Source organism: Roseateles sp. P5_E1 (assembly GCF_054049335.1).
Genome location: NZ_JBFUMN010000034.1, coordinates 13,346 through 37,151, shown reverse-complemented (window position 1 = coordinate 37,151; position 23,806 = coordinate 13,346). Strand labels below are relative to the sequence as shown.

The 23,806-nt window shown below is 67.3% G+C and carries 21 protein-coding genes; 12 read left to right on the top strand and 9 right to left on the bottom strand.

Features of this window, described 5'->3' with window-relative positions; genetic code table 11:
• Window positions 1–32: 32 nt before the first annotated feature.
• Window positions 33–1,679: a 3-(methylthio)propionyl-CoA ligase gene (locus ACXJKJ_RS21265; RefSeq protein WP_457392193.1), complete on the bottom strand. Its 1,647-nt coding sequence runs from the start codon at window positions 1,677–1,679 to the stop codon at window positions 33–35.
• Window positions 1,680–2,179: 500 nt separating this feature from the next.
• Between ACXJKJ_RS21265 and msrB the strand changes: the two genes are divergently transcribed.
• From msrB to ACXJKJ_RS21240, 5 genes are all read left to right on the top strand, one after another.
• Window positions 2,180–2,605: a peptide-methionine (R)-S-oxide reductase MsrB gene (msrB, locus tag ACXJKJ_RS21260; protein ID WP_056198333.1), complete on the top strand. Its 426-nt coding sequence runs from the start codon at window positions 2,180–2,182 to the stop codon at window positions 2,603–2,605.
• Entirely contained in the window at window positions 2,602–3,234 is a 633-nt protein-coding gene (locus ACXJKJ_RS21255; RefSeq protein WP_457349578.1) for a septation protein A, read from the top strand. Before msrB ends, ACXJKJ_RS21255 begins: the two co-directional genes overlap by 4 nt.
• Window positions 3,231–3,491, top strand: a complete 261-nt coding sequence (locus ACXJKJ_RS21250; protein WP_056198339.1) for a BolA family protein — start codon at window positions 3,231–3,233, stop codon at window positions 3,489–3,491. Before ACXJKJ_RS21255 ends, ACXJKJ_RS21250 begins: the two co-directional genes overlap by 4 nt.
• A gap of 78 nt (window positions 3,492–3,569) precedes the next feature.
• Window positions 3,570–4,373, top strand: a complete 804-nt coding sequence (locus tag ACXJKJ_RS21245; RefSeq protein WP_457392191.1) for a peptidylprolyl isomerase — start codon at window positions 3,570–3,572, stop codon at window positions 4,371–4,373.
• A 69-nt stretch (window positions 4,374–4,442) separates the two neighbouring features.
• Window positions 4,443–5,672, top strand: a complete 1,230-nt coding sequence (locus tag ACXJKJ_RS21240) for a cystathionine gamma-synthase family protein (protein WP_457392188.1) — start codon at window positions 4,443–4,445, stop codon at window positions 5,670–5,672.
• Between the two features lie 146 nt (window positions 5,673–5,818).
• Here ACXJKJ_RS21240 and ACXJKJ_RS21235 read toward each other — a convergent pair whose 3' ends face one another.
• Window positions 5,819–6,490, bottom strand: a complete 672-nt coding sequence (locus tag ACXJKJ_RS21235; protein WP_056198349.1) for an ABC transporter ATP-binding protein — start codon at window positions 6,488–6,490, stop codon at window positions 5,819–5,821.
• Here ACXJKJ_RS21235 and ACXJKJ_RS21230 point away from each other — a divergent pair.
• Window positions 6,489–7,142 carry an arylesterase gene (locus ACXJKJ_RS21230; RefSeq protein WP_457392185.1) on the top strand — a complete coding sequence of 218 codons (654 nt, stop codon included), beginning with the start codon at window positions 6,489–6,491 and terminating at the stop codon, window positions 7,140–7,142. The genes ACXJKJ_RS21235 and ACXJKJ_RS21230 overlap by 2 nt on opposite strands.
• 22 nt (window positions 7,143–7,164) lie before the next feature.
• Here ACXJKJ_RS21230 and ACXJKJ_RS21225 read toward each other — a convergent pair whose 3' ends face one another.
• On the bottom strand, window positions 7,165–9,186 hold the full coding sequence (locus tag ACXJKJ_RS21225; RefSeq protein WP_457392183.1) for a DUF6600 domain-containing protein: 2,022 nt from the start codon (window positions 9,184–9,186) through the stop codon (window positions 7,165–7,167).
• Window positions 9,187–9,263: 77 nt separating this feature from the next.
• A complete protein-coding gene (gene def / locus ACXJKJ_RS21220; protein ID WP_457323460.1) occupies window positions 9,264–9,803 on the bottom strand; it encodes a peptide deformylase in 540 nt (179 codons plus the stop codon).
• 49 nt (window positions 9,804–9,852) lie between these two features.
• Here def and ACXJKJ_RS21215 point away from each other — a divergent pair, with 49 nt between their 5' ends.
• The 6 genes from ACXJKJ_RS21215 to ACXJKJ_RS21190 all read left to right on the top strand — a co-directional run bounded on the left by ACXJKJ_RS21215 (window position 9,853) and on the right by ACXJKJ_RS21190 (window position 17,913).
• Window positions 9,853–10,809 carry an MBL fold metallo-hydrolase gene (locus ACXJKJ_RS21215; RefSeq protein WP_457323461.1) on the top strand — a complete coding sequence of 319 codons (957 nt, stop codon included), beginning with the start codon at window positions 9,853–9,855 and terminating at the stop codon, window positions 10,807–10,809.
• A gap of 297 nt (window positions 10,810–11,106) precedes the next feature.
• Window positions 11,107–13,635: a nitrite reductase large subunit NirB gene (gene nirB, locus ACXJKJ_RS21210; RefSeq protein WP_457323462.1), complete on the top strand. Its 2,529-nt coding sequence runs from the start codon at window positions 11,107–11,109 to the stop codon at window positions 13,633–13,635.
• Window positions 13,636–13,648: 13 nt separating this feature from the next.
• On the top strand, window positions 13,649–13,972 hold the full coding sequence (nirD, locus tag ACXJKJ_RS21205) for a nitrite reductase small subunit NirD (RefSeq protein WP_457392180.1): 324 nt from the start codon (window positions 13,649–13,651) through the stop codon (window positions 13,970–13,972).
• Window positions 13,973–14,002: 30 nt separating this feature from the next.
• Entirely contained in the window at window positions 14,003–14,815 is an 813-nt protein-coding gene (locus tag ACXJKJ_RS21200; RefSeq protein WP_056198371.1) for a formate/nitrite transporter family protein, read from the top strand.
• A gap of 139 nt (window positions 14,816–14,954) precedes the next feature.
• A complete protein-coding gene (locus ACXJKJ_RS21195) occupies window positions 14,955–16,676 on the top strand; it encodes a protein kinase domain-containing protein (RefSeq protein WP_457349557.1) in 1,722 nt (573 codons plus the stop codon).
• A gap of 124 nt (window positions 16,677–16,800) precedes the next feature.
• Window positions 16,801–17,913, top strand: a complete 1,113-nt coding sequence (locus ACXJKJ_RS21190) for an EAL domain-containing protein (RefSeq protein WP_056198377.1) — start codon at window positions 16,801–16,803, stop codon at window positions 17,911–17,913.
• 32 nt (window positions 17,914–17,945) lie between these two features.
• Here the strand turns inward: ACXJKJ_RS21190 and ntrC are convergent, their stop codons facing one another.
• The 5 genes from ntrC to ACXJKJ_RS21165 all read right to left on the bottom strand — a co-directional run bounded on the left by ntrC (window position 17,946) and on the right by ACXJKJ_RS21165 (window position 23,805).
• Window positions 17,946–19,418, bottom strand: a complete 1,473-nt coding sequence (gene ntrC, locus ACXJKJ_RS21185) for a nitrogen regulation protein NR(I) (protein WP_056198380.1) — start codon at window positions 19,416–19,418, stop codon at window positions 17,946–17,948.
• Between the two features lie 34 nt (window positions 19,419–19,452).
• Window positions 19,453–20,550, bottom strand: coding sequence for a nitrogen regulation protein NR(II) (gene glnL, locus ACXJKJ_RS21180; protein WP_457392178.1), 1,098 nt, complete (start codon window positions 20,548–20,550; stop codon window positions 19,453–19,455).
• A 290-nt stretch (window positions 20,551–20,840) separates the two neighbouring features.
• Complete coding sequence (locus ACXJKJ_RS21175; protein ID WP_056199659.1) at window positions 20,841–21,332, bottom strand: hypothetical protein; 492 nt, start codon at window positions 21,330–21,332, stop codon at window positions 20,841–20,843.
• A 99-nt stretch (window positions 21,333–21,431) separates the two neighbouring features.
• Window positions 21,432–22,847 carry a type I glutamate--ammonia ligase gene (glnA, locus tag ACXJKJ_RS21170; RefSeq protein WP_056198387.1) on the bottom strand — a complete coding sequence of 472 codons (1,416 nt, stop codon included), beginning with the start codon at window positions 22,845–22,847 and terminating at the stop codon, window positions 21,432–21,434.
• A gap of 166 nt (window positions 22,848–23,013) precedes the next feature.
• The gene (locus tag ACXJKJ_RS21165) at window positions 23,014–23,805 is read right to left on the bottom strand and encodes a competence/damage-inducible protein A (protein WP_457323645.1); all 792 of its coding nucleotides are present in this window, start codon (window positions 23,803–23,805) and stop codon (window positions 23,014–23,016) included.
• Between the last annotated feature and the right edge of the window lies 1 nt (window position 23,806).

Genomic DNA, 23,806 nt, shown 5'->3' with positions numbered 1-23,806 from the left:
GTCCCGGGCTTACCCCTGACCGGTCATCGCGCTCATGCCGTCGGGAGCTTGTGGCTCAGGAACTGGTCGCGCAGCTTGAGCTTCTGCACCTTGCCAGTGGCCGTATGCGGAATTTCGGAAACGAAGACAACGTCGTCCGGGACCTGCCACTTGGCGATGCGGCCCTCGTAAAAGGCCAACAACTCTTCGCGCGTCAATGTCGCGTCGGGCTTCTTCACGACGACCAGCAGCGGCCGCTCGTCCCATTTGGGGTGCCTGGCAGCGATAACGGCGGCCTCGTGCACGGCCGGGTGGGCCATCGCGATGTTCTCGAGATCGATGGAGCTGATCCATTCGCCGCCGGACTTGATGACGTCCTTGCTGCGGTCGGTGATCTGCATGAAGCCGTCGGCGTCGATGGTGGCCACGTCACCGGTCGGAAACCAGCCTGGCTCGCCATCCACACTCACCAGGGGCGACTCGTCGTGGTTGTAGTACTGGGCGATCACCCAGTGGCCACGCACGACCAGATTGCCCGAGCTCTGGCCGTCCCAGGGCAGGGAGCGGCCTTCGTCGTCGATGACGGCCATGTCCACGCCGTAGATGACGCGGCCCTGCTTCTCCAGCAGGCGCTGCTGCTGTTCGGGTGGCAGGTCGAGCTGGCGTGTCGTCAACTTGGACAGCGTGCCCAGCGGCGACATCTCGGTCATGCCCCAGGCATGGATGACCTCGACGCCGTAGTCCTGCTGCAGCGACTTCATCATCGCCGGCGGGCAGGCCGAGCCACCGATGACGGTGCGCTTGAAGGTCGAGAACTTCAGGTTGTTGGCCTTGACGTAGTTCAGCAGGCCCAGCCAGACGGTGGGCACGCCGGCGCTGAAAGACACCTTCTCGCCCTCGAACAGCTCATACAGGCTCTTGCCGTCCAGATGCGGGCCGGGCAGCACGAACTTGCAGCCGACGATGGCCGCGCTGTACGGCAGGCCCCAGGCGTTGACATGAAACATCGGCACGACGGGCAGGATGACGTCGCGGCTGGAGCAGTCCATCGCGTCCGGCAGCGCGGCGGCGTAGGCATGCAGCACCGTCGAGCGGTGGCTGTAGATGGCGCCCTTGGGGTTGCCGGTGGTGCCAGACGTGTAACAGATGCTGGAGGCGGTGTTCTCGTCAAATTGCGGCCAGGCGTAGTCGCCGGTCTCGGCGGCCAGCAGGTCGTCAAAGCACAGCAGGTTCGGGATGCCACTGCTTGCTGGCATGTGGGCACGCGAGGTCATCAGCACGAAGTGCTGAACGCTCTTCAGCAGCGGCGCAATCTTCTCGACCAGCGGCAGGAAGGTGGCGTCAAAACAGAGGATGCGGTCCTGCGCGTCGTTGGCAATCCAGACGATCTGCTCGGGGAAGAGGCGCGGGTTGATCGTGTGGCAGACCAGCGCGGAGCCCGAACTGCCGTAGTAGATCTCCATGTGGCGGTGGCCATTCCAGGCCAGCGTCGCGACGCGGTCGCCGGGCTCGCAACCCAGGCGTGCAAATGCCTGCGCGGCCTGGCGCGAACGCCGCGCCAGCTCGCGCCAATTGCTGCGGTGCAGGTCGCCCTCGACCCGCTTGCTGACGATCTCGGTCTCGCCCGAATGCCGCTCGGCGTGCTTCAGCAGCGACGAGATCAGCAGCGGATCCGACATCATCCGGCCCATCAATGCCATGGTTGTCTCCTGGCGGTCTTGTAGAACCTGTTTGCAGTCTCCCCATGGCGCCCGCAAGGCAGCACAGGGTCGCAATCAAGGCGCGCGCCGCCGGTCGGGCTCTTGCCCGACCCAGGTGCGCAACGCCGAGTGCGGCCCTGTGCTGCCTTGCCCTCAGGGTTGCCCCGCAAAGGCAGCGTCTGCGGCGTTGCAAATCCTCGCCGGGCAACCAGCCCGACTGCGGTTTGCGTCTTGCAGCCACTGCCTTTGCGGGGCAACGGGCGCCATGGGGAGACTGCGAACAGGTTCCGGCCAGTCTAGTCCCGGGGTCCGACACCTGAACGTCACAACCGCGACCCTTGCACCCCGGGGAAACACCCGGGTGAGCGAGGCCTTCGGCCCTCTCACTAAACTGGCCGGCTGATGAAAGTTCTGAGTCGCCCGTTCGACGAACCCGCTCTTCCCGGCGACGCGGCCCTGCCGCCTGACCGGGCCCCAAGCCCCGAAGTGTCCTTTTCATCATGAGCCACGATTCCAGCAAGACCTACCCCGTCCAAAAGACCGACGCCGAATGGCGCGAGCAACTCGATGCCACGCAGTACCAGGTCGCCCGCCATGCGGGGACGGAGCGCGCCTTCAGCGGCAAGTACTGGGACCACTTCAAGGACGGCCACTACAACTGCATCGGCTGCGGCACGCCGCTGTTCGAGTCCGACACCAAGTTCGACGCCGGCTGCGGCTGGCCGAGCTACTGGGCCCCGGTCAACAGCGAAGTCATCGAACGCATCGTCGACAGCAGCCACGGCATGGTGCGGGTCGAGGTCCGCTGCAACAAATGTGGCTCGCATCTGGGACACGTCTTCCCGGACGGTCCCGAGCCGACGGGTGAGCGTTACTGCATCAACTCCGCCTCCATCGATTTCGTGAAAGACAATCCCGGCGCATGAAACTGCTGCTCGACTTTCTTCCGCTGATCCTTTTCTTCATCGTCTTCAAAGGCGCTGAAGGGCACGCCGATGCAGCGGCAGCGTTCTCGACCGAACATTTCGGCTTCCTGGTCTCCGGCGGCGTTGTCGGCGCCCAGGAAGCGCCGGTTCTGCTGGCCACGCTGGTGGTCATGATCGCCACGCTGGCGCAGGCGGCCATCCTGAAGCTGCGCGGCAAGAAGATCGATCTGATGCTGTGGATCAGCCTCGTGCTGGTCGTGACTCTGGGCGGTGCCACGATCTGGTTCCACAACGAGACCTTCATCAAGTGGAAGCCCACCGGCCTGTACTGGGCCATGGCGCTGACGCTGTGGATCTCGCAGGCAGCGTTCGGCAAGAACCTGATCCAGTCCATGCTCGGCAGCGAACTCGCCCTGCCCGACCTGATCTGGCTCAAGCTGAACCGCGCCTGGGTGCTGTTCTTCGCCGCGATGGGCGTGCTCAACCTCTATGTGGCTTACCACTTCTCGACGTCGGCCTGGGCCAACTTCAAGGTCTTTGGCGTGACGGGCCTCATCGTGCTGTTCACACTCGCCCAAGGCCTGTATCTCAGCAAGCACCTGCCGCCGGAAGAGGACAGCAAGCCATGATCAGCGCAGAGATAGAGGCCCGCCTGCGCGCGGAGCTGGCGCCACTGGAACTCAGCATCCGCGACGACAGCGCCCAGCACGCCGGCCACGCCGGTGCCCGCGAGGGCGGCCACTTTCACGTGGCTGTCGTGTCGGATCGCTTTACCGGACTGCAAAGATTGGCCCGGCACCGCCTCGTTTATCATTGTTTGTCCGACCTGATGCAGCGCGGCATCCACGCGCTGGCGATCGACGCCCGGGCCCCGGGTGAACACTGATCAGATCGTGCGTGATTGAAGAACCGCGCGCCCGGCACCGGGCGCGATTTTTTTAGCCTGAATCAAATTCCCCCACCCATGAAGAAGTTTGCGCTCGCCGCCGTCGTCGCGGCCACCATTTCGGCCCTGCTGCCGGCTGCTGCAGTCGCGCAGAACGTCGCCACCGTCAACGGCAAGCCCGTGCCCAAGGCGCGCGTCGAGACGCTGATCCAGCAAGTCACCAAGAGCGGCCAGCAGCAGCGTTCGCCCGAGCTGGAAGCCCAGGTCAAGGACGAGGTCGTGCGCCGCGAGATCTTCATGCAGGAAGCCGAGAAGCGCGGCGTTCCGCAGACCGCCGACTACAAGGTCCAGATGGACCTGGCCCGTCAGATGCTGCTGATCCGCGGCCTGATGGACGACTTCAAGACCAAGAACCCGGTTACGGATGCCGAAGCCCAGGGCGAGTACGACAAGTTCAAGGCCGCCAACACCGGCAACGAATACCGCGCCCGCCACATCCTGGTCGAGAAGGAAGAGGACGCCAAGGCCCTGATCGCCCAGATCAAGGGCGGCGCCAATTTCGAGGAACTGGCCAAGAAGAACTCCAAGGACACCGGCTCCGCAGCCAACGGCGGCGACCTGGACTTCGCCAATCCGAACAACTTCGTGCCCGAATTCAGCAAGGCCATGACGGCGCTGCAAAAGGGCGAGATGACGCAGGAACCGGTCAAGAGCCAGTTCGGCTATCACATCATCAAGCTCGAAGACACCCGCCCCGCGACCTTCCCGGCCTTCGACGACGTCAAGGCCCAGATCAAGCAGCGCATCGAGCAGCAGAAGATGGCCGAGTTCCAGGACAGCCTGATCAAGAAGGCCAAGACCGACTACACGTTCAGCAAGTAAGCCGGCCTGCCGATCACTTGTTGCAAGACCCGCTACGGCGGGTCTTCTGCCATCTGGACCCGATAAACCATGCCCGACGCCCTCAGCACCCGTCTCGTCCACGCCAGCGGCCCTGACCGCCAGTTCGGTGGCGTCCATACACCCATCCATCCTTCCGTGCAGTACGCCTACGAGAAGGTGGAGGACCTGATCGCCGTCTTCCAGGGCAAGAGCAAAGGCAGCTTCAACTACGCCCGCCAGGGCACACCGACGACGGCCGCGCTCGAAGCGGTTGTCACGGAGATGGAAGGCGGCATCGGCACCGTCAGCTTCGCCACCGGCATGGCGGCCCTGAGCGCCCTCTTCCTGACGCTGCTGAAGGCGGGCGACCACCTCGTCACCAGCAACCGCGTCTTCGGCAACACCAACAGCCTCTTCCAGACGCTGGAGGGTCTGGGCATCGCGGTCAGCCGCGTCGATGCCGGCGAGGCCGCTGCGGTGCAGGCTGCGCTGCGGCCCGAGACTCGGCTGGTCTTCGTCGAGACCATCGCCAACCCCAGCACCCGCATTCCCGACCTCGAAGGCATTGGCACGCTGTGCCGTGAGCGCGGCCTGCTCTACGTCGTCGACAACACCGTCACCTCGCCGGCCCTGTGCCAGCCGCACCGCTTCGGTGCCGGCCTGGTGATGAACTCCCTGACCAAGACGCTGGCCGGCCATGGCGAGGCCCTGGGCGGTGCGGTGACCGACACCGGCTGCTTCGACTGGTCGACCTACCCGAACATCTTCCCGGCCTACCGCCAGGGCGACGCGCGCGGCTGGGGCCTGCAGCAGATCCGCAAGAAGGGCTTGCGCGACATGGGCGGCACCTTGTCCAGCGAGGCCGCCCACCGCATCCTCGTCGGCGCCGAGACGCTGACGCTGCGCCTGCAACGCAGCAGCGATACGGCGCTGGCGCTGGCTCGCCACCTGGCCGCCCACCCGGCCATCGAGCACGTGCACTACCCCATGCTCGAGACCCATCCCGAATACGACAAGGCCCGCGCCTGGTTCGGCAGCGGCTCATGGATGATGAGCTTCGAGCTGCGCGACCCCGAGCGCATGGTCGAGGTGCTGAACCGGCTGCGCCTGCCGCTCAAGGCCACCGGCCTGGCCGACACGCGCACATTGATCATCCCGGTGGCGCCGACCATCTTCTGGGAGATGGGCCAAGCGGCGCGAGCCGCCATGGGCATCGCAGAAGGTCTGGTTCGGCTGTCGGTGGGCCTGGAAGCGGCCGAAGACTTGATCGCCGACTTCGACCAGGCGCTCGCTGACTGACTTCGTTTGCCGGGCCGAGCGCCGGGCCGCTCCCTAGCCGGCCCGTCTGGCGATGTGCTGGCCGGTCGAACCGGGCAGCATCGCCGTCCCCTCGGGGGACCGACCGGGCATGCCCGCGTTCAGCGGGGCAGGAGCGGGCGAGGGGCTCAAGCCGCCAGGCGGCCGGCCTCGATGCGCAACTGGCGCTCGCACCGGGAGGCGATCTCCCGGTCATGGGTGACGAGCACCAGCGTCGTGCCGGCCTCGCGGTTGAGTTCGAACATCAGCTCCATCACCGAGGCGCCGGTCGCGAAGTCCAGGCTGCCGGTGGGCTCATCGGCCAGCAGCAGCGCCGGGCGCAACACGAAGGCACGAGCCAACGCCACGCGCTGCTGCTCGCCGCCCGACAGCACGCGCGGGTAGTGACCCAGGCGCTCGCCCAGGCCCACGCGCGTGAGCATGGCGGCGGCCTGCTCGCGCGCGTCGCGGTCGCCGCGCAGCTCCAGCGGCAGCATGACGTTCTCCAGCGCCGTCAGGTTGGGCAGCAGCTGAAAGCTCTGGAAGACAAAGCCCAGCTCGCGGGCGCGCACGGCGGCGCGCTGGTCCTCGTCCAGCGTGAAGAGATCCTGGCCGCGCAGCGTGACAGAGCCATCGCTGGGCGTGTCCAGGCCGGCGAGGATGGCCAGCAGCGTGCTCTTGCCGGAGCCGGAAGCGCCGACGATGGCCACCGATTCCCTTGCAGTCAGCTCGAAGCTGATGTCATGCAGAATCGTCAGCTCGCCGGTCGCGTCACGCACGCGCTTGGTGATCTGGTCAACTTGAACAAGGGCTTCGGGCATGTCGGGACTGCGGCGGCGATGGGTGTTGGCGCACTTTAGCCTGGGGGTGATCGCCGGCTTTTCTTCAGGGATCTCAGGTGCGGCCGCGGCCGCCGAGGCACCGGTCATCCTGGTCGTCGGCGACAGCCTGTCCGCCGAATACGGCCTCAAGGCCGGCGACGGCTGGGTGGCCCTGCTGCAAAAGCGCCTGGCCGAACAGAAGAAGCCCTACCGCGTCGTCAACGCCAGCATCAGCGGCGACACCACGGCAGGTGGCCGCAGCCGGCTGCCAGCCGCACTGCGCACGCACAAGCCGGCCATCGTCATCCTCGAGCTGGGCGGCAACGACGCGCTGCGCGGCCTGCCGCTGGGGAGCACGCGCGACAACCTGCTGGCCATGGCGCGGGCCGCCCAGGAGAGCGGCGCCAAGGTGCTGATCGCCGGCATGCAGGTGCCACCCAACTACGGCACGGCCTACGGCAAGGAGTTTGCCGACCTGTTCGAGCAGGTCGCCAGGCAGGCCCGCGCGGCCTTCGTGCCCTTCCTGCTCAAGGGCGTGGCGGACCGGGCAGACGCGATGGATTGGTTCCAGGGCGACCGCATCCACCCGCTGGCCAAGGCGCATCCGCTGATGCTGGACAACGTCTGGCCGGCGTTGAAGCCGCTGCTCTAGGCGGCCGTACCAAGCCGCTGCTTCAGCGCTCCTGCTGCTGGGGGTCCCGCGGCTGCTTGTCGCCGCGCGTCGGCACGCCGTCCTGGCGGCCGCGCTTCGGGCCTTCTTCGCGCGGCTGTGCGCGGGGTTGCGCCTGTGGTTGCGGCTGAGGCTGCGGGCGTGGCACCTCGATCTGGCGCTGCGGCTCGGGCTGGGAGATGCGGCGCTGCTGCTCCTCGCGACGCTGCTGCATCTCGCGTTGTTGCGTCTCACGCTGTTGGGCTTCGCGATGCTGCGTATCGCGCTGCTGCGCCTCGCGCTGCTGGATCTCCTCGCGACGCTGCTGAACCTCACGTTGCTGGGCTTCGCGATGCTGCGTATCGCGCTGCTGCGCTTCCCGTTGCAGCTGTTGCTGTTGCTGTTGCTGCTGCTGCTGCTGCTGTTGCTGTTGCTGTTGCTGTTGCTGTTGCTGCTGCGCGCGCCAAGGCATGTTGTCGCCACTGCGCTGCGGCTGCTCGACGCCGGGGCGCTGCTGCTGGGGAACCTGAGGCTGAGGGGCGATGGCCGGAACGGCCGGCTGTGCCGCCGCAGGCACAGGCACCTGCGGCTGCGCGTCAGGACCGCGTTGATCGCGGCGCTGGGGCCGCTGGTTGCCCTCGCTGCGCCAGCCCATACTGGCCTCCGGCGCGCGGGGATTGCGGCGCGGGAGTTCGGTCTCCGGCGGCCGGGTGGGTGCCGCCGGCAGCACGGCTGCCAGGTCCCCACGGCCTGGCGCTGTCGGCAGCGGGCGGTTCCAGCCCGGCTCGGGGCGACGGTCGGGGCCGCGCACCGGCAGCGGCTGGATGGCCGCGCCGGGGGCGGGCAAGGTGCTGACGGCCGCCGGTGCATCGCGGTATCGGTGCGGGCGCCGCACGGTGACGGGGTCGCGCACGTCGCGCGGATCGTTGACGCGGTTCACATAGCGCGGGCTGTGGTGGTAGGCCGGCACATAGACCTCACGCGGTGCCAGCGGGTACCAGCCAAAGCGTGGCGGCGGTGGACGGCTGCCCACGCTGATGCCGATGCTGACGGAGCCACTGCCGACCCAGCCCACCAGGGCCGGTGCATAGACCGGGCGGTGCACATAGGCGCCCGGCGTCCAGCACCAGCGCCCGCCCCAGCTGACCCAGCGGCCATAGTGGAAGGGCGCGAAGCCCCAGGGCGCGTCGTCCACCCAGGTCCAGCCCCAATGACGCGTCCAGGTCCAGCGGCCGTACCGGTAGGGCGCCCAGTCCGCGACGGCAATGGTCGTCGGAATCCAGACCGTGCCGTACTCGGGCGCCGTCTCCCAGCGGCCGTAACGGTCCAGGTCCTCGGCGCCGGTCATCTCGGGTGACACGTAGCGCGCGACGGGGCGGTCACCTTCCTCGCGGCTTTCGGCCAGCACCCAGTCGCCAAAGCCGTCGCTGAACAGCGGGCTGCGCTCGGCGCGGGGACCGTCGGGCCACCAGAATTCGGCCTGCTCGCCGGTGCCCAGCGTCACGGGCGAGGCGGTGCGAGCCCATTCAAATCGCAGGCGCCCCTGCCAGACATAGGCCTTGCTGCCGCGGTCGAGTTGCTCCACGCGGTAGAGGCCCTCGCGCTCGGGCTGCGCCGTACCCTCACGGGTGCGCAGCCGGGTTTCGGCGGCGTTCTCGGAGTTGCGCAGGCGCACGGCAACGTCGCCGCGGTCGATCTGCAGCAGTGTCTGGCCCTCATCGAGCTGGCTCAGCTCCAGGTCGCTGCGTTCGTCAACCCAGATTGACGTCGAGCCGGAACGCAGGCTGATGCGGGCGCGGTCGTCGGTGCGCACGCGATCGCCCTCGCCGACGGTCTGGTTGCGCAACAGCCGCGTCCATTCGCGGGTGTCGTGGTCGAACAGCCAGGCATCGCCGACAACGTCGACGACTCGGGCCGCGCGGGTCGGAGGATCACGGTCGGCGTCCTGTGCCTTGACGGCAGGCGCGATCGCAATGAACAGCGCCAGAGCCAGCATGCGCCAGCTGTTGCGCTTCAGGACAAGCTTGGATTCGATGGACGTGGTCATGAGCCAATGCTCCTTTGCGCCTGCGCAACGCACAAGATCCGCGTGCGGTGCACCGCACTTACAAGTGTTTCCATCTCTCAGTCGTCGTCGGACGCGGGGTCGAGCTCCGGGAAGAGCACGGACGTGAAGCCGAAGCGAGTGAAGTCCTTGATCCGCATCGGGTAGAGGATGCCGTCCAGATGGTCGCACTCATGCTGCACGACGCGGGCATGGAAACCCTCGGCGATGCGGTCGATCACCGCACCATCGGCATCGAAGCCGGTGTAGCGGATGCGTTCATCGCGCTCGACGACGCCGCGCAGCCCCGGCACCGACAGGCAGCCCTCCCAACCCTCGGTGCGGCCGCCGTCCAGCACTTCGATCTGCGGATTGATCAATACGGTGGGCGGCACCGGCGGGGCATCCGGGTAGCGCACATTCTTCGTGTAGCCAAAGATGACCAGGCGCAGGTCCACGCCGATCTGCGGCGCCGCCAGACCCGCGCCATTGGCGGCGGCCATGGTTTCGAACATGTCGGCGATCAGCGCTTTCAGCTCCGGCGTGCCGAAGGCGGTGACCGGTTGGGCCACGCGCAGCAAGCGCGGGTCGCCCATCTTCAAAATCTCGTGCACCGCCACTGCGGCCTCCTTGGGCTATCGTGATCGGTGATTCTAGGAAGCCCCGTTCATGCTTGACTTCATCGAAGACCTCGGCCACGGCATCTACGCCATCGACACCGGCTTCCAGCGCCCGCGCTTCGATGCCGCCTATCTGATGGTCGAGAACGGCCGCGCCGCCTTCATCGATACCGGCACCAACCATGCCGTGCCGCGCCTGCTGGCGGCATTGAACGCGCTGGGGCTGTCACCGGAGGCAGTGGACTGGGTGATCCCGACCCACGTGCACCTGGACCATGCCGGCGGCGTCGGCCTGCTGATGGAAGCCCTGCCCCAGGCCCGCGCCTTGGTGCACCCGCGTGGCCTGCGCCACATGGTGGACCCCAAGGCGCTATGGCTGGGAGCGCTCGCCGTCTACGGCGAGGCCGAGATGCAGCGCAGCTACGGCAGGCTCGTGCCCGTGCCGGCTGAACGCGCCGAGGCCAGCCATGACGAGCAGGTCATCCACCTCGCCGGCCGGCCGCTACGCCTCATCGACAGCCCCGGCCACGCCAGGCATCACCACGCGATCTGGGACGAGAGGAGCCGCAGCTGGTTCACGGGCGACACCTTCGGCCTGTCCTATCGCGCCTTCGACGTCGACGGCCGCGCCTGGATCCTGCCGACCAGCACGCCGGTGCAGTTCGAGCCCGAAGCGCTCAAGTCCACCGTCGCGCGGCTGCTGGCGGCCGAGCCGCTTGCGATGCAGGTCACCCACTACGGCCGCATCGGCGGCTCGGTGGACGAAGTGCGTCGCCTGGCCGCGCTGATGCTGGAGCAGGTGGACGAGATGGTGGCGCTGGCCGAGTCCCTGCGCGCCGCGCCGCGCCGTCACGAGCAGCTCAAGGCCGGCCTGCTGGATGGCTATCTCGCACGCCTGCGCAGCCACGGCCACCCGGCTGACGCCGAGGCCGCCGACTGGCTGGCCCTGGACGCCGAGCTGAACGCGCAAGGCCTCGAGGTGATGCTGGACCGCCCGGCCCGCTGACGGGGCGATGCGCCCCGCCGCGGTGCGTCGCCTCGCACCGCCTCTGTGCCACCCCTGCGTGGTGCATGCCGGCTCATGGGCGATGCCCGTTTCTGGCGCAGGCATGGTCCTTGCGACGTAGGAGATGAGGTGCTGCGCTGACGCGGCCCTCTGCTTCCGCAGAAGCATCGCCAAAGGCGGCGAACCTCATCTTCCGGCCCCGACCGAGCAGACCGCTGCTCTCGGGGCCTTCTTACTGGTGGCTCCGATCTGGCCTTTCCAAGCCCGTCGGCGCAGCCTGCTTCGCCCTGAAAAGACATGCAGCACATCGTCCTCATCGGCCACGGAATGGTGGGCCAGAAATTTCTCGAATCCCTCGCAGAGGGGCCTGCTGCCGCCGACGTGCAGGTGACGGTGCTGTGCGAGGAGCCACGCCCGGCCTATGACCGCGTGCACCTGTCCGAATTCTTTTCGGGCAAATCGGCCGAGGACCTGTCCCTGGTGCCCGAGGGCTTCTTCGAGAACCACCCCGGCTTCAAGCTGCGCCTGGCCGCCAAGGCCGTGGCCATCGAGCGCCGCGACCACACCATCACGCTGGCCGACGGCGAAGTCGTCCACTACGACAAGCTGGTGCTGGCCACGGGCTCCTACCCCTTCGTGCCGTCAGTGCCCGGCCGTGATCGGCCGCATTGCCACGTTTACCGCACCATCGAAGACCTGGAAGGCATGAAAGCCAGCGGCGCGGTCTCCAAGACCGGCGTCGTCATCGGCGGCGGCCTGCTGGGCCTGGAATGCGCCAAGGCACTGCGCGACATGGGCCTGGAGACGCACGTCGTCGAGTTCGCACCGCGCCTGATGGCCGTGCAGATCGACGAAGGTGGCGGCCGCGTGCTGCGCAAGAAGATCGAAGACCTCGGCGTGCAGGTCCACACCGGCCGCAACACCCTGGAGATCACCGACGGCGCGATGGCCCGCCACCGCATGGTGTTCGCCGACGGCACCTGGCTGGAGACCGACATGATCGTGTTCTCCGCCGGCATCCGCCCGCGTGACGAACTGCCCCGCCAGTGCGTGCTGGCCATCGGCCCGCGCGGCGGCGTCGTCATCGACGACCACTGCCGCACCAGCGACCGCAATGTCTACGCCGTCGGCGAGGTCGCGGCCTGGAACGAGCAGACCTACGGCCTGGTCGCCCCTGGCTATGAGATGGCCCGTGTGGCAGCCCGCCATATCGCCGGCGATGCCGAGGCGGCCTTCCCCGGCGCCGACCTGTCCACCAAGCTCAAGCTGATGGGCGTGGACGTGGCCAGCATCGGCGACGCTCATGGCAAGACGCCGAACTGCCGCAGCTACCAATATGTGGACGAGCGCAAGCAGGTCTACAAGAAGATCGTCGTCAGCGAGGACGGTGAGAAGCTGCTCGGCGCCGTGCTGGTGGGCGACGCCGCCGAGTACGGCACGCTGCAGCAGATGCAGCTGAACGGCATCAAGCTGCCGGCCGACCCCGAGTTCCTGATCCTGCCCAGCAGCGACGGCAAGGCCAAGGTCGGCATCGGCCCGGACGCCCTGCCCGACAGCGCCCAGCTGTGCTCGTGCAACAACGTCAGCAAGGGCCAGATCTGCTCGGCCGTCGGCGACGGTGCGACCACCATCGGCGCACTCAAGGCCTGCACCAAGGCCGGCGCGACTTGCGGCGGCTGCGTGCCGCTCGTTACCCAGGTGATGAAGTTCGAGATGGCCAAGCGCGGCATGGCCGTGAACAACCACATCTGCGAGCACTTCCCGCATTCGCGCCAGGAGCTGTACCACCTCATCCGCGTGGGCGGCATCAAGACCTTCAGCGACCTGATGGCCAAGCACGGCAAGGGCCTGGGCTGCGACATCTGCAAGCCCGCGGCAGCCAGCATCTTCGCGTCGTGCTGGAACGAGTTCGTGCTGGAGCCCAAGCTGGCCGCGCTGCAGGACAGCAACGACTACTACCTCGGCAACATCCAGAAGGACGGCAGCTACTCCGTCGTGCCGCGCATGCCGGGCGGCGAGGTCACGCCCGATGGCCTGATCGCCGTCGGCCAGGTGGCCAAGAAGTACGGCCTGTACACCAAGATCACCGGCGGCGCGCGCGTCGACATGTTCGGCGCCCGCGTCGAGCAGCTGCCCTTCATCTGGGAAGAGCTGATCGCCGCCGGCTTCGAGAGCGGCCATGCCTACGGCAAGTCGCTGCGCACGGTGAAGAGCTGCGTGGGCAGCACCTGGTGCCGCTATGGCGTCGACGACTCGGTGGGCCTCGCCGTTGAAATCGAGAACCGCTACAAGGGCCTGCGTGCGCCGCACAAGATCAAGTTCGGCGTCTCCGGCTGCACGCGGGAATGCGCCGAGGCCCAGGGCAAGGACGTCGGCATCATCGCGACGGAAAAGGGCTGGAACCTCTACGTCGCCGGCAACGGCGGCATGAAGCCGCGTCACGCCGAGCTGATCGCCAGCGACCTGAGCAAGGTCGACCTGATCAAGTACATCGACCGCTTCCTGATGTTCTACGTGCGCACGGCCGACCGCCTGCAGCGCACCAGCACCTGGCGCGACAACCTCGAAGGTGGCCTGGACTACCTGAAGGACGTCGTCATCAACGACAGCCTGGGCCTCGCCGCCGAGCTGGAGGCGCAGATGCAGGCCGTCGTCGACACCTACCAGTGCGAATGGAAGACGGCCGTCACGACGCCCGAGGTGCGCCAGCGCTTCCGCTCCTTCGTCAACAGCGACAAGCCGGACGAGCGAATCATCTTCGTGGAAGAGCGCGGCCAGATCCGCCCCGCGCGTGCCGAAGAGCGCGAAGAAGAAGCCACCGTTTGATCAAGGAGCCGACATGACTTTCACCCACATCTGCGCCGTCGACGACATCCTGCCCAACACCGGCGTGGCCGCTCGCGTCGGTGACCACCACGTGGCCGTGTTCCGCGTGGGCCAGGAGAACTTCCACGCCATCGACAACATCGACCCGCGCTCCGGCGCCAGCGTGCTGGCCCGCGGCCTGGTGGGCAACCTGGGCGAGCGCATCGTCGTCGCGTCGCCGCTCTACAAGAACCATTTCGACCTGAACACCGGCGAGTGCCTGGAAGCGCCCGAGCAGTCGGTGCGCGCCCATGCCGTGCAGGTGCAGGACGGCCGCGTGCTCGTCGCGCTGCGTTGACTATTTGATTGGCGAAAGAGGAGACAAACCATGGCCTACGTCGTACCCACCGAGTTCGTGACCAAGATGGTCGATGCCGGTGAATCCAAGCTGCTGATGTCCACCCGCGACACGCTGATCCGCTCCTACATGGCGGGCGCCATCCTGGCGCTGGCTGCGGCCTTCGCGGTGACGGTCAGCGTCAACACCGGAAACCCGCTGGTTGGCGCGCTGCTGTTCCCGGTCGGCTTCATCCTGCTCTACCTGATGGGCTTCGACCTGCTGACCGGCGTGTTCACGCTGGTGCCGCTGGCCGTGCTGGACAAGCGCCCCGGCGCGACCTGGGGCGGCGTCATGCGCAACTGGACGCTGGTCTTCTTCGGCAACTTTGCTGGGGCGCTGACGGTGGCCGTCTTCATGGCCATCATCTTCACCTTCGGCTTCAGCGAGGCGCCCAACGCGGTCGGACAGAAGATCGGCACCATCGGCGAGGGCCGCACGGTGGGCTACGCGGCCCATGGCGCCGCCGGCATGCTGACCCTCTTCATCCGTGGCGTGCTGTGCAACTGGATGGTGTCCACCGGCGTGGTCGCGGCGATGATGTCGACCTCGGTTTCAGGCAAGGCCATCGGCATGTGGATGCCCATCATGGTGTTCTTCTACATGGGTTTCGAGCACAGCATCGTCAACATGTTCCTGTTCCCCTCGGGCCTGATGCTGGGCGGCAAGTTCACGATCATGGATTACCTGATCTGGAACGAAATTCCCACCGTGGTCGGCAACCTGGTCGGCGGCCTGACCTTCGTGGGCTTGTCGCTGTACTCGACGCATTACAAGACAGCTCCCAAACGCGTGATCGTGTGAGCCCCTCGTCCAAGGAGTACCTTGGCCGGTCCCCCGAGGGGACGGCGATGCTTGCGGCATCGAGCCGCAAGCACATCGCCAAAGCGGGCCGGCTTGGGAGCGGCCCGGCGCTCGGCCCGAAACGCTCCGGTGTCATTGCATGACTCTACGGGTCGCAGTCGGCCAGCACTCCGAGGCCGGCGTCAAGCCGCTGAACCAGGACTTCCACGGCGCAGCCCTGCCGACCGACGCACAGCGCCGCTCGCGGGGCATTGCGCTGGCGATTGCCGACGGCATCAGCAGCAGCCCCGTCAGCCAGATCGCCAGCGCGGCGGCGGTGCGCGGCTTCCTGGAGGACTACTACGGCACCTCCGAGGCCTGGACAGTACGCCGCGCCGCCCAATGCGTGCTGGCCGCCACCAACGGCTGGCTGCACGCCCAGACGCAGCTCGGCGAAGGCCGCTTCGACAAGGACCGCGGCCATGTCTGCACCTTCAGCGCCCTGGTCTTCAAGGGCCGCGAGGTGCACCTGCTGCATGTGGGCGACACGCGCGCCTACCGCATCCATCCCACCGCGCTGGAGCAGCTGAGCCACGACCACCGCGTGCGCCTGGACGGCGGCCAGACCTATCTGGGCCGGGCACTGGGCATCAGCCCGCATCTCGAGATCGACCACGCCTGCTGGCCCACCGAGGTCGGCGAGACCTATCTGCTGGCCACCGACGGCGCCTACGAGCACCTGGACCCGGCGCTCGTCGTCAGCACCGTCAGCCGCCACGGCGCCGACCTGCAGGCCGCCGCCCAGGCCCTCGTGGCCGCGGCGCTGGCGCGGGGCAGCCAGGACAACGCCACCGTCATGCTGGCGCGCGTTGAATCCCTGCCCGATCAGCTCGCGCCGCCCGTGCAGCGGGAGCGCCTGCGCCTGCCGCCACGGTTGGCCCCGCGCATGGAGTTCGAGGGCTACCGCGTCATTCGCGAGCTCTATGCGAGCGCAAGGAGCCAGGTCGTGCTGGCCGTCGATGCCCAGGAGCGCGAATGGGCGCTCAAGCTGCCCTCCGCCGAGATGGGCACCGACAGCCGGGCCCTGGACCGCTTCGCGATCGAGGAGTGGGTGGCGCGGCGCGTCGACAGCCCGCACGTCATCAAGGCCGCGCCGGCCGAGAAGCGGCGTGAGCACCTCTTCACCGCGATGGAGTTCATCACCGGCCAGACCCTGGCCCAGTGGATGACCGATCACCCGAAGCCTGGGCTCGACGAGGTGCGCCAGCTCGTCGACCAGATCGCCCGTGGCCTGCAAGCCCTGCATCGCAAGGAAATGCTGCACCAGGACCTGCGGCCCGAGAACCTGATGATCGACCGCCAGGGCACTGTCATCCTCATCGACCTCGCCTCGGCCCATGTGGCGGGCCTGAACGAGGGCCTGGGCGATGCGCGCGCCACCGACATCGCCGGCAGCCTGCAGTACACCGCGCCGGAATACTTCACCGGCGACGGCGGCACGCAGGTGTCCGAGCTGTTCTCGCTGGCCGTGCTGGCCTACCAGATGCTGACCGGCGCCCTGCCCTACGGCCTGCAGGTGCCCCAGGTGCGTGGCCCCCGTGACCTGCACAAGCTGCAATACGTGCCGCTGCGCACCCGGCGCCCCGACCTGCCCGACTGGCTGGACCGCGTGCTGCGCAAGGCCTTGCATCCCCAACCCTCACGGCGTCAGCAGGCACTGTCAGAGCTGGCGCATGACCTTTATGCGCCCGGCCCCGAGTTCATGAGCCGGGACCGCACGCCGCTGCAGCAGCGCCATCCGCTGCTGTTCTGGCGCGTGCTGACGCTGGTTTTCGGCCTGGCGACGCTGGTGTTGCTGGGATTAAGGCTGAGCGGCAGCTGACCCCCAACCGAGGGAAGGACCGGTGCTCCTGCCCGGTGAATGTGTTTCAGAATGTGCTCATTCCGCAGCACGCGCCGAAAGTGTGTGCGCCGCAGGTTGGCGGTAGGAGCGTGGAGGGGCTTGAATGGGCAGTACGCCGTGGTTTCTGGAGAGCGTGGCCGCCGATGGATCGCGCGTCACGCATCGCATCGACCGGTTGCCGTTCAGCGTGGGTCGCGATGCCGGCAATGACCTGACCATCGAGGCGCAGGGGCTGTCTCGACGGCATGCCGAACTGCAGGCCGACGAGGCGGGCGGCCTGCTGGTGGTCGACCTGGGCAGCACCAACGGCACTTTCGTGAACCACGAGCGCCTGGTGGGCCCGCGGCAGCTGGCACCGAACGACATCATCCATTTCTGCACCGCCGAGTTCCGCCTGACCCACGACGAGACGCTTGCTGCGGCCACCGTGGCGGGCCCGCTGCCCATGCGCACGATGGTGGTCTCACCGGGCATGAACCCCCTCAGCCAGAACTTCGTGCGCCTGGAGGCGCAGTTCCTGGAGTTCCTGGCCGGCCGAGGCCTGACGGCAGCGGCGCAACCCATCGTCGACGCGCGCACGGGCGGGCTGTTCGCCTACGAGCTACTGGGCCGCTGCACGCACCCTGAGCTGCCCGGCTCGCCGATGCACCTGTTCCGGATGGCCGCCACGCTGCGGCGCGAGGCCGAGTTGAGCGAAGCGTTCCGCTCCCATGGCGTAGCGGCGCTGGCGCCCAAAGCGCAGGGGATGCGCGTCTTCGTCAACGCCCATCCGAGCGAGACCTTCTCGGAAGAGTTCTTCCAGGCCCTGCAGGGGCTGCTGGCCCTGCCCACGCGGCCACAGCTGGTGGTGGAGGTGCACGAAAGCGCTGTGGTCGAAGTCGACCGCATGCGCGAGCTGGCCGAGCGCCTGAACGGCATCGGCGTGGAGTTCGCCTACGACGACTTCGGCGCCGGCCAGGCACGGCTGAACGAGCTGGCCGAGGTGCCGGCGCACTTCGTCAAGTTCGACATGGGCATCGTGCGCAACCTGCATGAGGCCAGCGAGCGCAAGCAACGCATGGTGCGCGACCTGGTGCGCATGGTGCTGGAGCTGGGCTCGGTGCCCTTGGCCGAAGGCGTCGAACAGGAGGCCGAGGCCCAGGTCTGCCGTGAGATGGGCTTTCGCCTGATCCAGGGCTATCTGACCGGCAGGCCGATCATGGTGGACACGCTGTAGCGGCTCCCCGGCAGACCGGGGAGCGGCGTTTCTCAAACGTCCAGGCCCAGCTCCTGGATCTTGCGTGTGATGGTATTGCGGCCGATGCCGAGCTTCTGGGCGGCCTCGATGCGGCGGCCGCGCGTGATGTCCAGCGCCGTCAGGATGAGCTGTGCCTCGAACTTCTTCGTCAGCGCATCCCACACGTCAGGTTCACCCGCTAGCAGCCTTGCGCGCGCATCGGCAGCCATGTCGGCCAGCCAACCTTCGCCGCTGCTGGTGCTGGCCGGCGCGGCGGCCGGCAGGGGCGCAGCGGCACTGGACTGCGCAGCCGGCACGCTTGTCATGGCCGTCGTGGAAGGCGCCGGGACATAGCCGGGCTGCACCTCGTCCGGCAGGTCCTTGGGCTCGACGGTCTGGCTGGGCGCCATGACGCTGAGCCAGTGACAGATGTTCTCCAGCTGGCGCACATTGCCAGGGAAGTCGAAATTGGTCAGCACGACGAGGGCGGCGTCAGACAGGCGCTTGGCCTCGACACCCAGCTCGGTCGCACTGCGCTGCAGGAAATGACGGGCCAGCGAGGGCACGTCCTCGCGGCGCTCGCGCAGCGGCGGCAGGCGCAGGCGGATGACGTTGAGGCGGTGGAACAGGTCCTCGCGGAACACGCCCTGGCGAACACGGTCTTCCAGGTTCTGGTGTGTGGCGGCGATGACGCGCACATTGCTGCGCATCGGGCTGTGCCCACCGACGCGGTAGAACTGGCCATCAGACAGCACACGCAACAGGCGCGTCTGCAGCTCGAAGGGCATGTCGCCGATTTCGTCGAGGAAGAGCGTGCCGCCGTCGGCCTGCTCGAAGCGGCCGCGCCGCGAGGCCTGGGCACCGGTGAAGGCGCCGCGCTCGTGGCCGAAGAGCTCGCTTTCCAGCAGGTCCTTCGGGATGGCCGCGGTGTTGATGGCAACGAAGGGGCCTTCGCCACGCGGGCTGTGCTTGTGCAGCGCGCGGGCGACCAGTTCCTTGCCCGAGCCGCTCTCGCCCGTGATCATGACGGTGACGTTGCTCTGCGACAGGCGGCCGATGGCGCGGAAGACGTCCTGCATGGCCGGCGCCTGGCCCAGCATCTCGGGCACCTGCGCGGCGGCCTCCTGCTCGCCGGCCTCGCGCTGGCTCTCTTCCTGGGCGCGGCGGATCAGCTCCACGGCGCGCGGCAGGTCGAAGGGCTTGGGCAGGTATTCAAACGCGCCGCCTTGGAAGGCCGATACGGCACTGTCCAGGTCGGAGTAGGCCGTCATGATGATGACGGGCAGCGCCGGCAGCCGCGCCTTGACCTTGGCCAGCAGTTCCAGGCCCGAGCCGCCGGGCATGCGGATGTCAGACACCAGCACTTGCGGACTGTCGTCGTCGAGAGCAGCGAGCATGTCGCGCGCATTGCTGAAGCTGCGCACCGGCAGCCCCTCGCGGGCCAGGGCCTTCTCGAGCACGAAGCGGATCGAGTGGTCGTCGTCAACAACCCAGATGGATTTCATGCGGTTCCTCAGCCCATCCTGTCGGCTTGTGGCGTCAAGGCAAGGGCAGCGTGATTCGGAAATTCGTCAGGCCCGGCTCGCTTTCGCAATCGATCATGCCCTGATGTTGCTGGGCGATCGTCTGCGCAAGCGTGAGTCCGAGTCCCGAGCCGCCCTCCCGCCCTGAGACCAGGGGAAAGAAGATGCGATCCCGGATCTCGGCGGGGACGCCGGGACCGTTGTCCTCAATATGCAATTCCAATGCCAAGCGCCAGCGCTGCTTGCCGATGGTCACCTGCCGGGCCACCCGCGTGCGCAAAACGATCTGGGCGTCGCCGGCCGCGATGCGCGAACCCAGCACCTGCGCGGCGTTCTGCACGATGTTCAACACCATCTGGATCAGTTGCTCGCGGTCGCCGCGGAAGTCAGGCAGCGAGGTGTCGTAGTCGCGGTGAATGACCAGGCCCTTGGGATGCTCGATGAGCACCAGCGCGCGCACCCGCTCGCAGATCTCGTGGATGTTGGCATCACCGACGACCTGGGCGCGGCGATGCGGGGCCAGCAGGCGGTCGACCAGGCTTTGCAGGCGGTCCACCTCATGCACGATGACCTGGGTGTATTCGGTCAGCTCGGGATTGCCGTCTTGCAGCTCCAGCGCCAGCAGTTGCGCTGCACCGCGGATGCCCCCCAGCGGGTTCTTGATCTCGTGAGCGAGGTTGCGGGTCAGCTCCTTGGTGGCCTGGACCTGGTCGAGGCTGCGCTCGTCACGGTCCTGGCGCGCCTGCTGGGCAATCTCGATGAGCTCCACCAGCACGCGCGGCACGTCGTCGTCGCCCGCATCCATCTGCGACACGATGACATGCACGGGCAGCCCATCCTCGTGGGCCCAGGAGCCGCGGCGCAGCAAGGCGTCGAAGCGGCTGCTGGAGTAGTGGTTGGCAGCAACGCCGGCCAGGGTCTCGGTGAGGCGCTGGGCGTCATCGAACCAGTCGGGTAACTGGGCCTTCTGCACGCTGCGGCGCGACAGCCGCATGACGTTCTCGAAGGCGGCATTGGCGAACAGGCATTCGCCCTCCGCGCTGGTGACAACGACCATGGTCGCCAGCAAGTCCAGGCCGGCAAATTCGGCCGGCAGCAAAGAGGTATCAGTCATGGAGCAGGAGCGTGGTCGGTGGCAGGCCGGGCCCGCGCCGACGCGAGTTGCGGCGCCAAGCAAGGCGCGCGCGAGGCGCGGGAGGGGCTCCCGCAACGAGGGCGCAACGCGGCATGACGCCGCAAATCGCGCCGGCCCGAAGGGTTGGCCCCAAAACGGAGGCGATTCTTCGTTGCGCCGTTTGCCCGGGCAACCAGCCCGGGCTGCACGCCGCGCCTTGCCTAGCCTCCGTTTTGGGGCCAACGCGAGCCCGGCCTGCCACCGACCACGCTCCTCCGGCGCTCTGCGCCTCAGGGAAGTTTGGCGATTTCGCGCTTGAGCGCCTGGATGTCGGACTCGTGGCGGGCGATGCTGTCCTTGAGCTCGGCCATGCGGTCGAGGTACTTCTGGTAGTTGCGCTCGTCGCCGCGGCGCTCACCCTGGCCGTTGTTGAACTCGCGCTGCGCGGCCGCGAGGCGTTCTTCCGCCTGGCGCAGCTCGGTCTGCAGCACGCGGCGGCGCTCGTCGTCGCGCACGCGCTGCTGGCCGGCGTCGATGCGGCTTTCAGCACCGCGCGGCCCCTCGGCCACCGGTGCCGCCGAAGCGCTGGCGCGCGGCCTGGGTGCCTGCAAGACGGTGATCGGCGTGCCTTCGATCGTGCGGCAGCCTTTCTCGTTGGCTTCCTTCGCGCTCAAGGCATCGGTGTAGAGCACCGGCGGCCCGGGGCAGCGATAGACCGTGCCCTGGGCTTGCGCGCCCAGGCTGGCCAGGACGAACAACGGAGCCAGCAATCGATTCAGCATGGCGGGATTGTGGCTCAGCGTCGGCAACAAAAAAGGGGCCGCACCAGCGGCCCCCTTCCACGGGGATGACACAGGCAGCGCGCGTGCTGCCCATGGCCATCACAGCGCGTAGTACATGTCGAACTCGACCGGGTGCGTGGCCATGCGGAAGCGCGTCACTTCCTGCATCTTCAGCTCGATATAGGCATCGATGTAGCTGTCGGTGAACACGCCACCCTTGGTCAGGAAGGAGCGGCCCTTGTCCAGGTAGTCCAGCGCCTGGTCGAGGCTGTGGCAGACGGTCGGGATCTTCGCGTCTTCCTCGGGCGGCAGGTGGTACAGGTCCTTGGTGGCGGCTTCGCCCGGATGGATCTTGTTCTCCACGCCGTCCAGGCCGGCCATCAGCAGCGCGCTGAAGGCCAGGTAGGGGTTGGCGGAAGGATCCGGGAAGCGCGCTTCGATGCGGCGGCCCTTGGGGTTGGCGACGTAAGGGATGCGGATCGAGGCCGAGCGGTTCTTGGCCGAGTAGGCCAGCTTGACCGGGGCTTCGAAGCCAGGCACCAGACGCTTGTACGAGTTCGTACCGGGATTGGTGATGGCGTTCAGCGCGCGGGCGTGCTTGATGATGCCGCCGATGTAGTACAGCGCGAATTCGCTCAGGCCGGCGTAACCGTCACCGGCGAACAGGTTCTTGCCGTCCTTCCAGACGGACTGGTGAACGTGCATGCCGCTGCCGTTGTCGCCCACCAGGGGCTTGGGCATGAAGGTCGCGGTCTTGCCATAGGCATGGGCGACGTTCTGGATGATGTACTTCTGCAGCTGCAGCCAGTCGGCGCGCTGCACCAGCGAGCTGAACTTGGTGCCGATTTCCATCTGGCCCGCGTTCGCCACTTCGTGGTGATGCACCTCGACCGGAATGCCCATCTGCTCGAGGATCAGGCACATCTCCGAGCGCATGTCCTGGCCGCTGTCGACCGGGGGCACGGGGAAGTAGCCGCCCTTGACGGTGGGACGGTAGCCGGAGTTGCCGTGCTCGTATTCCTTGGAGGAGTTCCAGGCGCCTTCCTCGGACTCGATCTTGAAGAACGAGCCGGACATTTCATTGCCCCAGCGCACGCTGTCGAAGATGAAGAACTCGGGTTCCGGGCCGAAATAAGCCGTGTCGCCCAGGCCGGAAGCCTTGAGGTAAGCCTCGGCGCGCTTGGCCAGCGAACGCGGGTCGCGCTCATAGGCCTTGCCGTCGGCGGGGTCGACGACGTCGCAGGACAGGATCAGCGTCGGCTCTTCGAAGAAGGGGTCGATGTTGGCAGTGTTCGGATCGGGCATGAGCAGCATGTCCGAGGCTTCGATGCCCTTCCAGCCGGCGATCGAGGAGCCGTCGAAGGCGTGGCCCGAAATGAACTTGTCTTCGTCGAAATGGGAGACCGGCACGGAGACGTGCTGCTCCTTGCCACGGGTATCGGTGAAGCGGAAGTCAACGAACTTGACTTCGTTTTCCTTGACGATGTTCATCACATCGGCGACGGTCTTGGCCATCAATAGCTCCTAGCGGGATCTGGACAGGGGTGGAATGCCGCCACCGACGCACACGCGCCAGCGGCCACGGGGGGATTTAAAGCAGGTTGCATGCCAGATGCACCGACATGGGTTGCTGCCCGGCATCGCCGGGGATTATGTGGCGGGGCCCGTGACAGCGCGAGAACTATCGCACCAGCTCGGTGCTGATGGTCGCACCAAACTGGATCACGCCCCGCTTCAGGGCGTCATAGGCGACGTCGAGGCTTTGCGCCTCCCCCTTCACTCCCAACTCGATACAGCGTCCCCATTGCGGATGGTCGACGCTCGGCAGGCTGAAGACCTTGATGCCGGCGAACTCGGCCTCGATGGTCTCCATCAGCGGCGTCAGGCTGGCCTCCATCGCGCCCTGCACGATCAGCGAGCGCTCGATGACGCCGGCCTGGCGATGCAATTGCGGGAAGCGGTCCAGCACCCAGGCCATCATCGGATGCGCCATGACCGGAAAACCCGGCACGAAGTGGACGTTACCAACGAAGAAGCCGGGGATCTTGTTGAAGGGGTTGGGCACGATGCCGGCGCCTTCCGGGAAGACGCCCATCTCCAACCGGCGCAGAGTGTCGGGCTCGTCGGCCGTCACCGTCTTGCCCTGTTCGGCCGCCATCTGCTGGATGCGCTGCCAGATCAGCTCGCGCGCCTCGGGGTGCAGGGCCAGCGGCCGGCCTAGCGCCGCTGCGGCGGACTGGCGGGTGTGATCGTCGGGCGTCGCGCCAATGCCGCCACAGCTGATGATGAGGTCACCGCTCGCAAAAGCCTCGCGCAGCTTGCCGACAAGCTGCTCACGGTCATCGCCCAGGTATTGCGCCCAGGCGAGCTGCATGCCGCGCTGCCCCAGCAACTCGATGAACTTGGCCAGGTGCGAGTCCTGGCGTTTGCCCGAGAGGATCTCGTCGCCAATGATGATGAGACCCACTTGCATA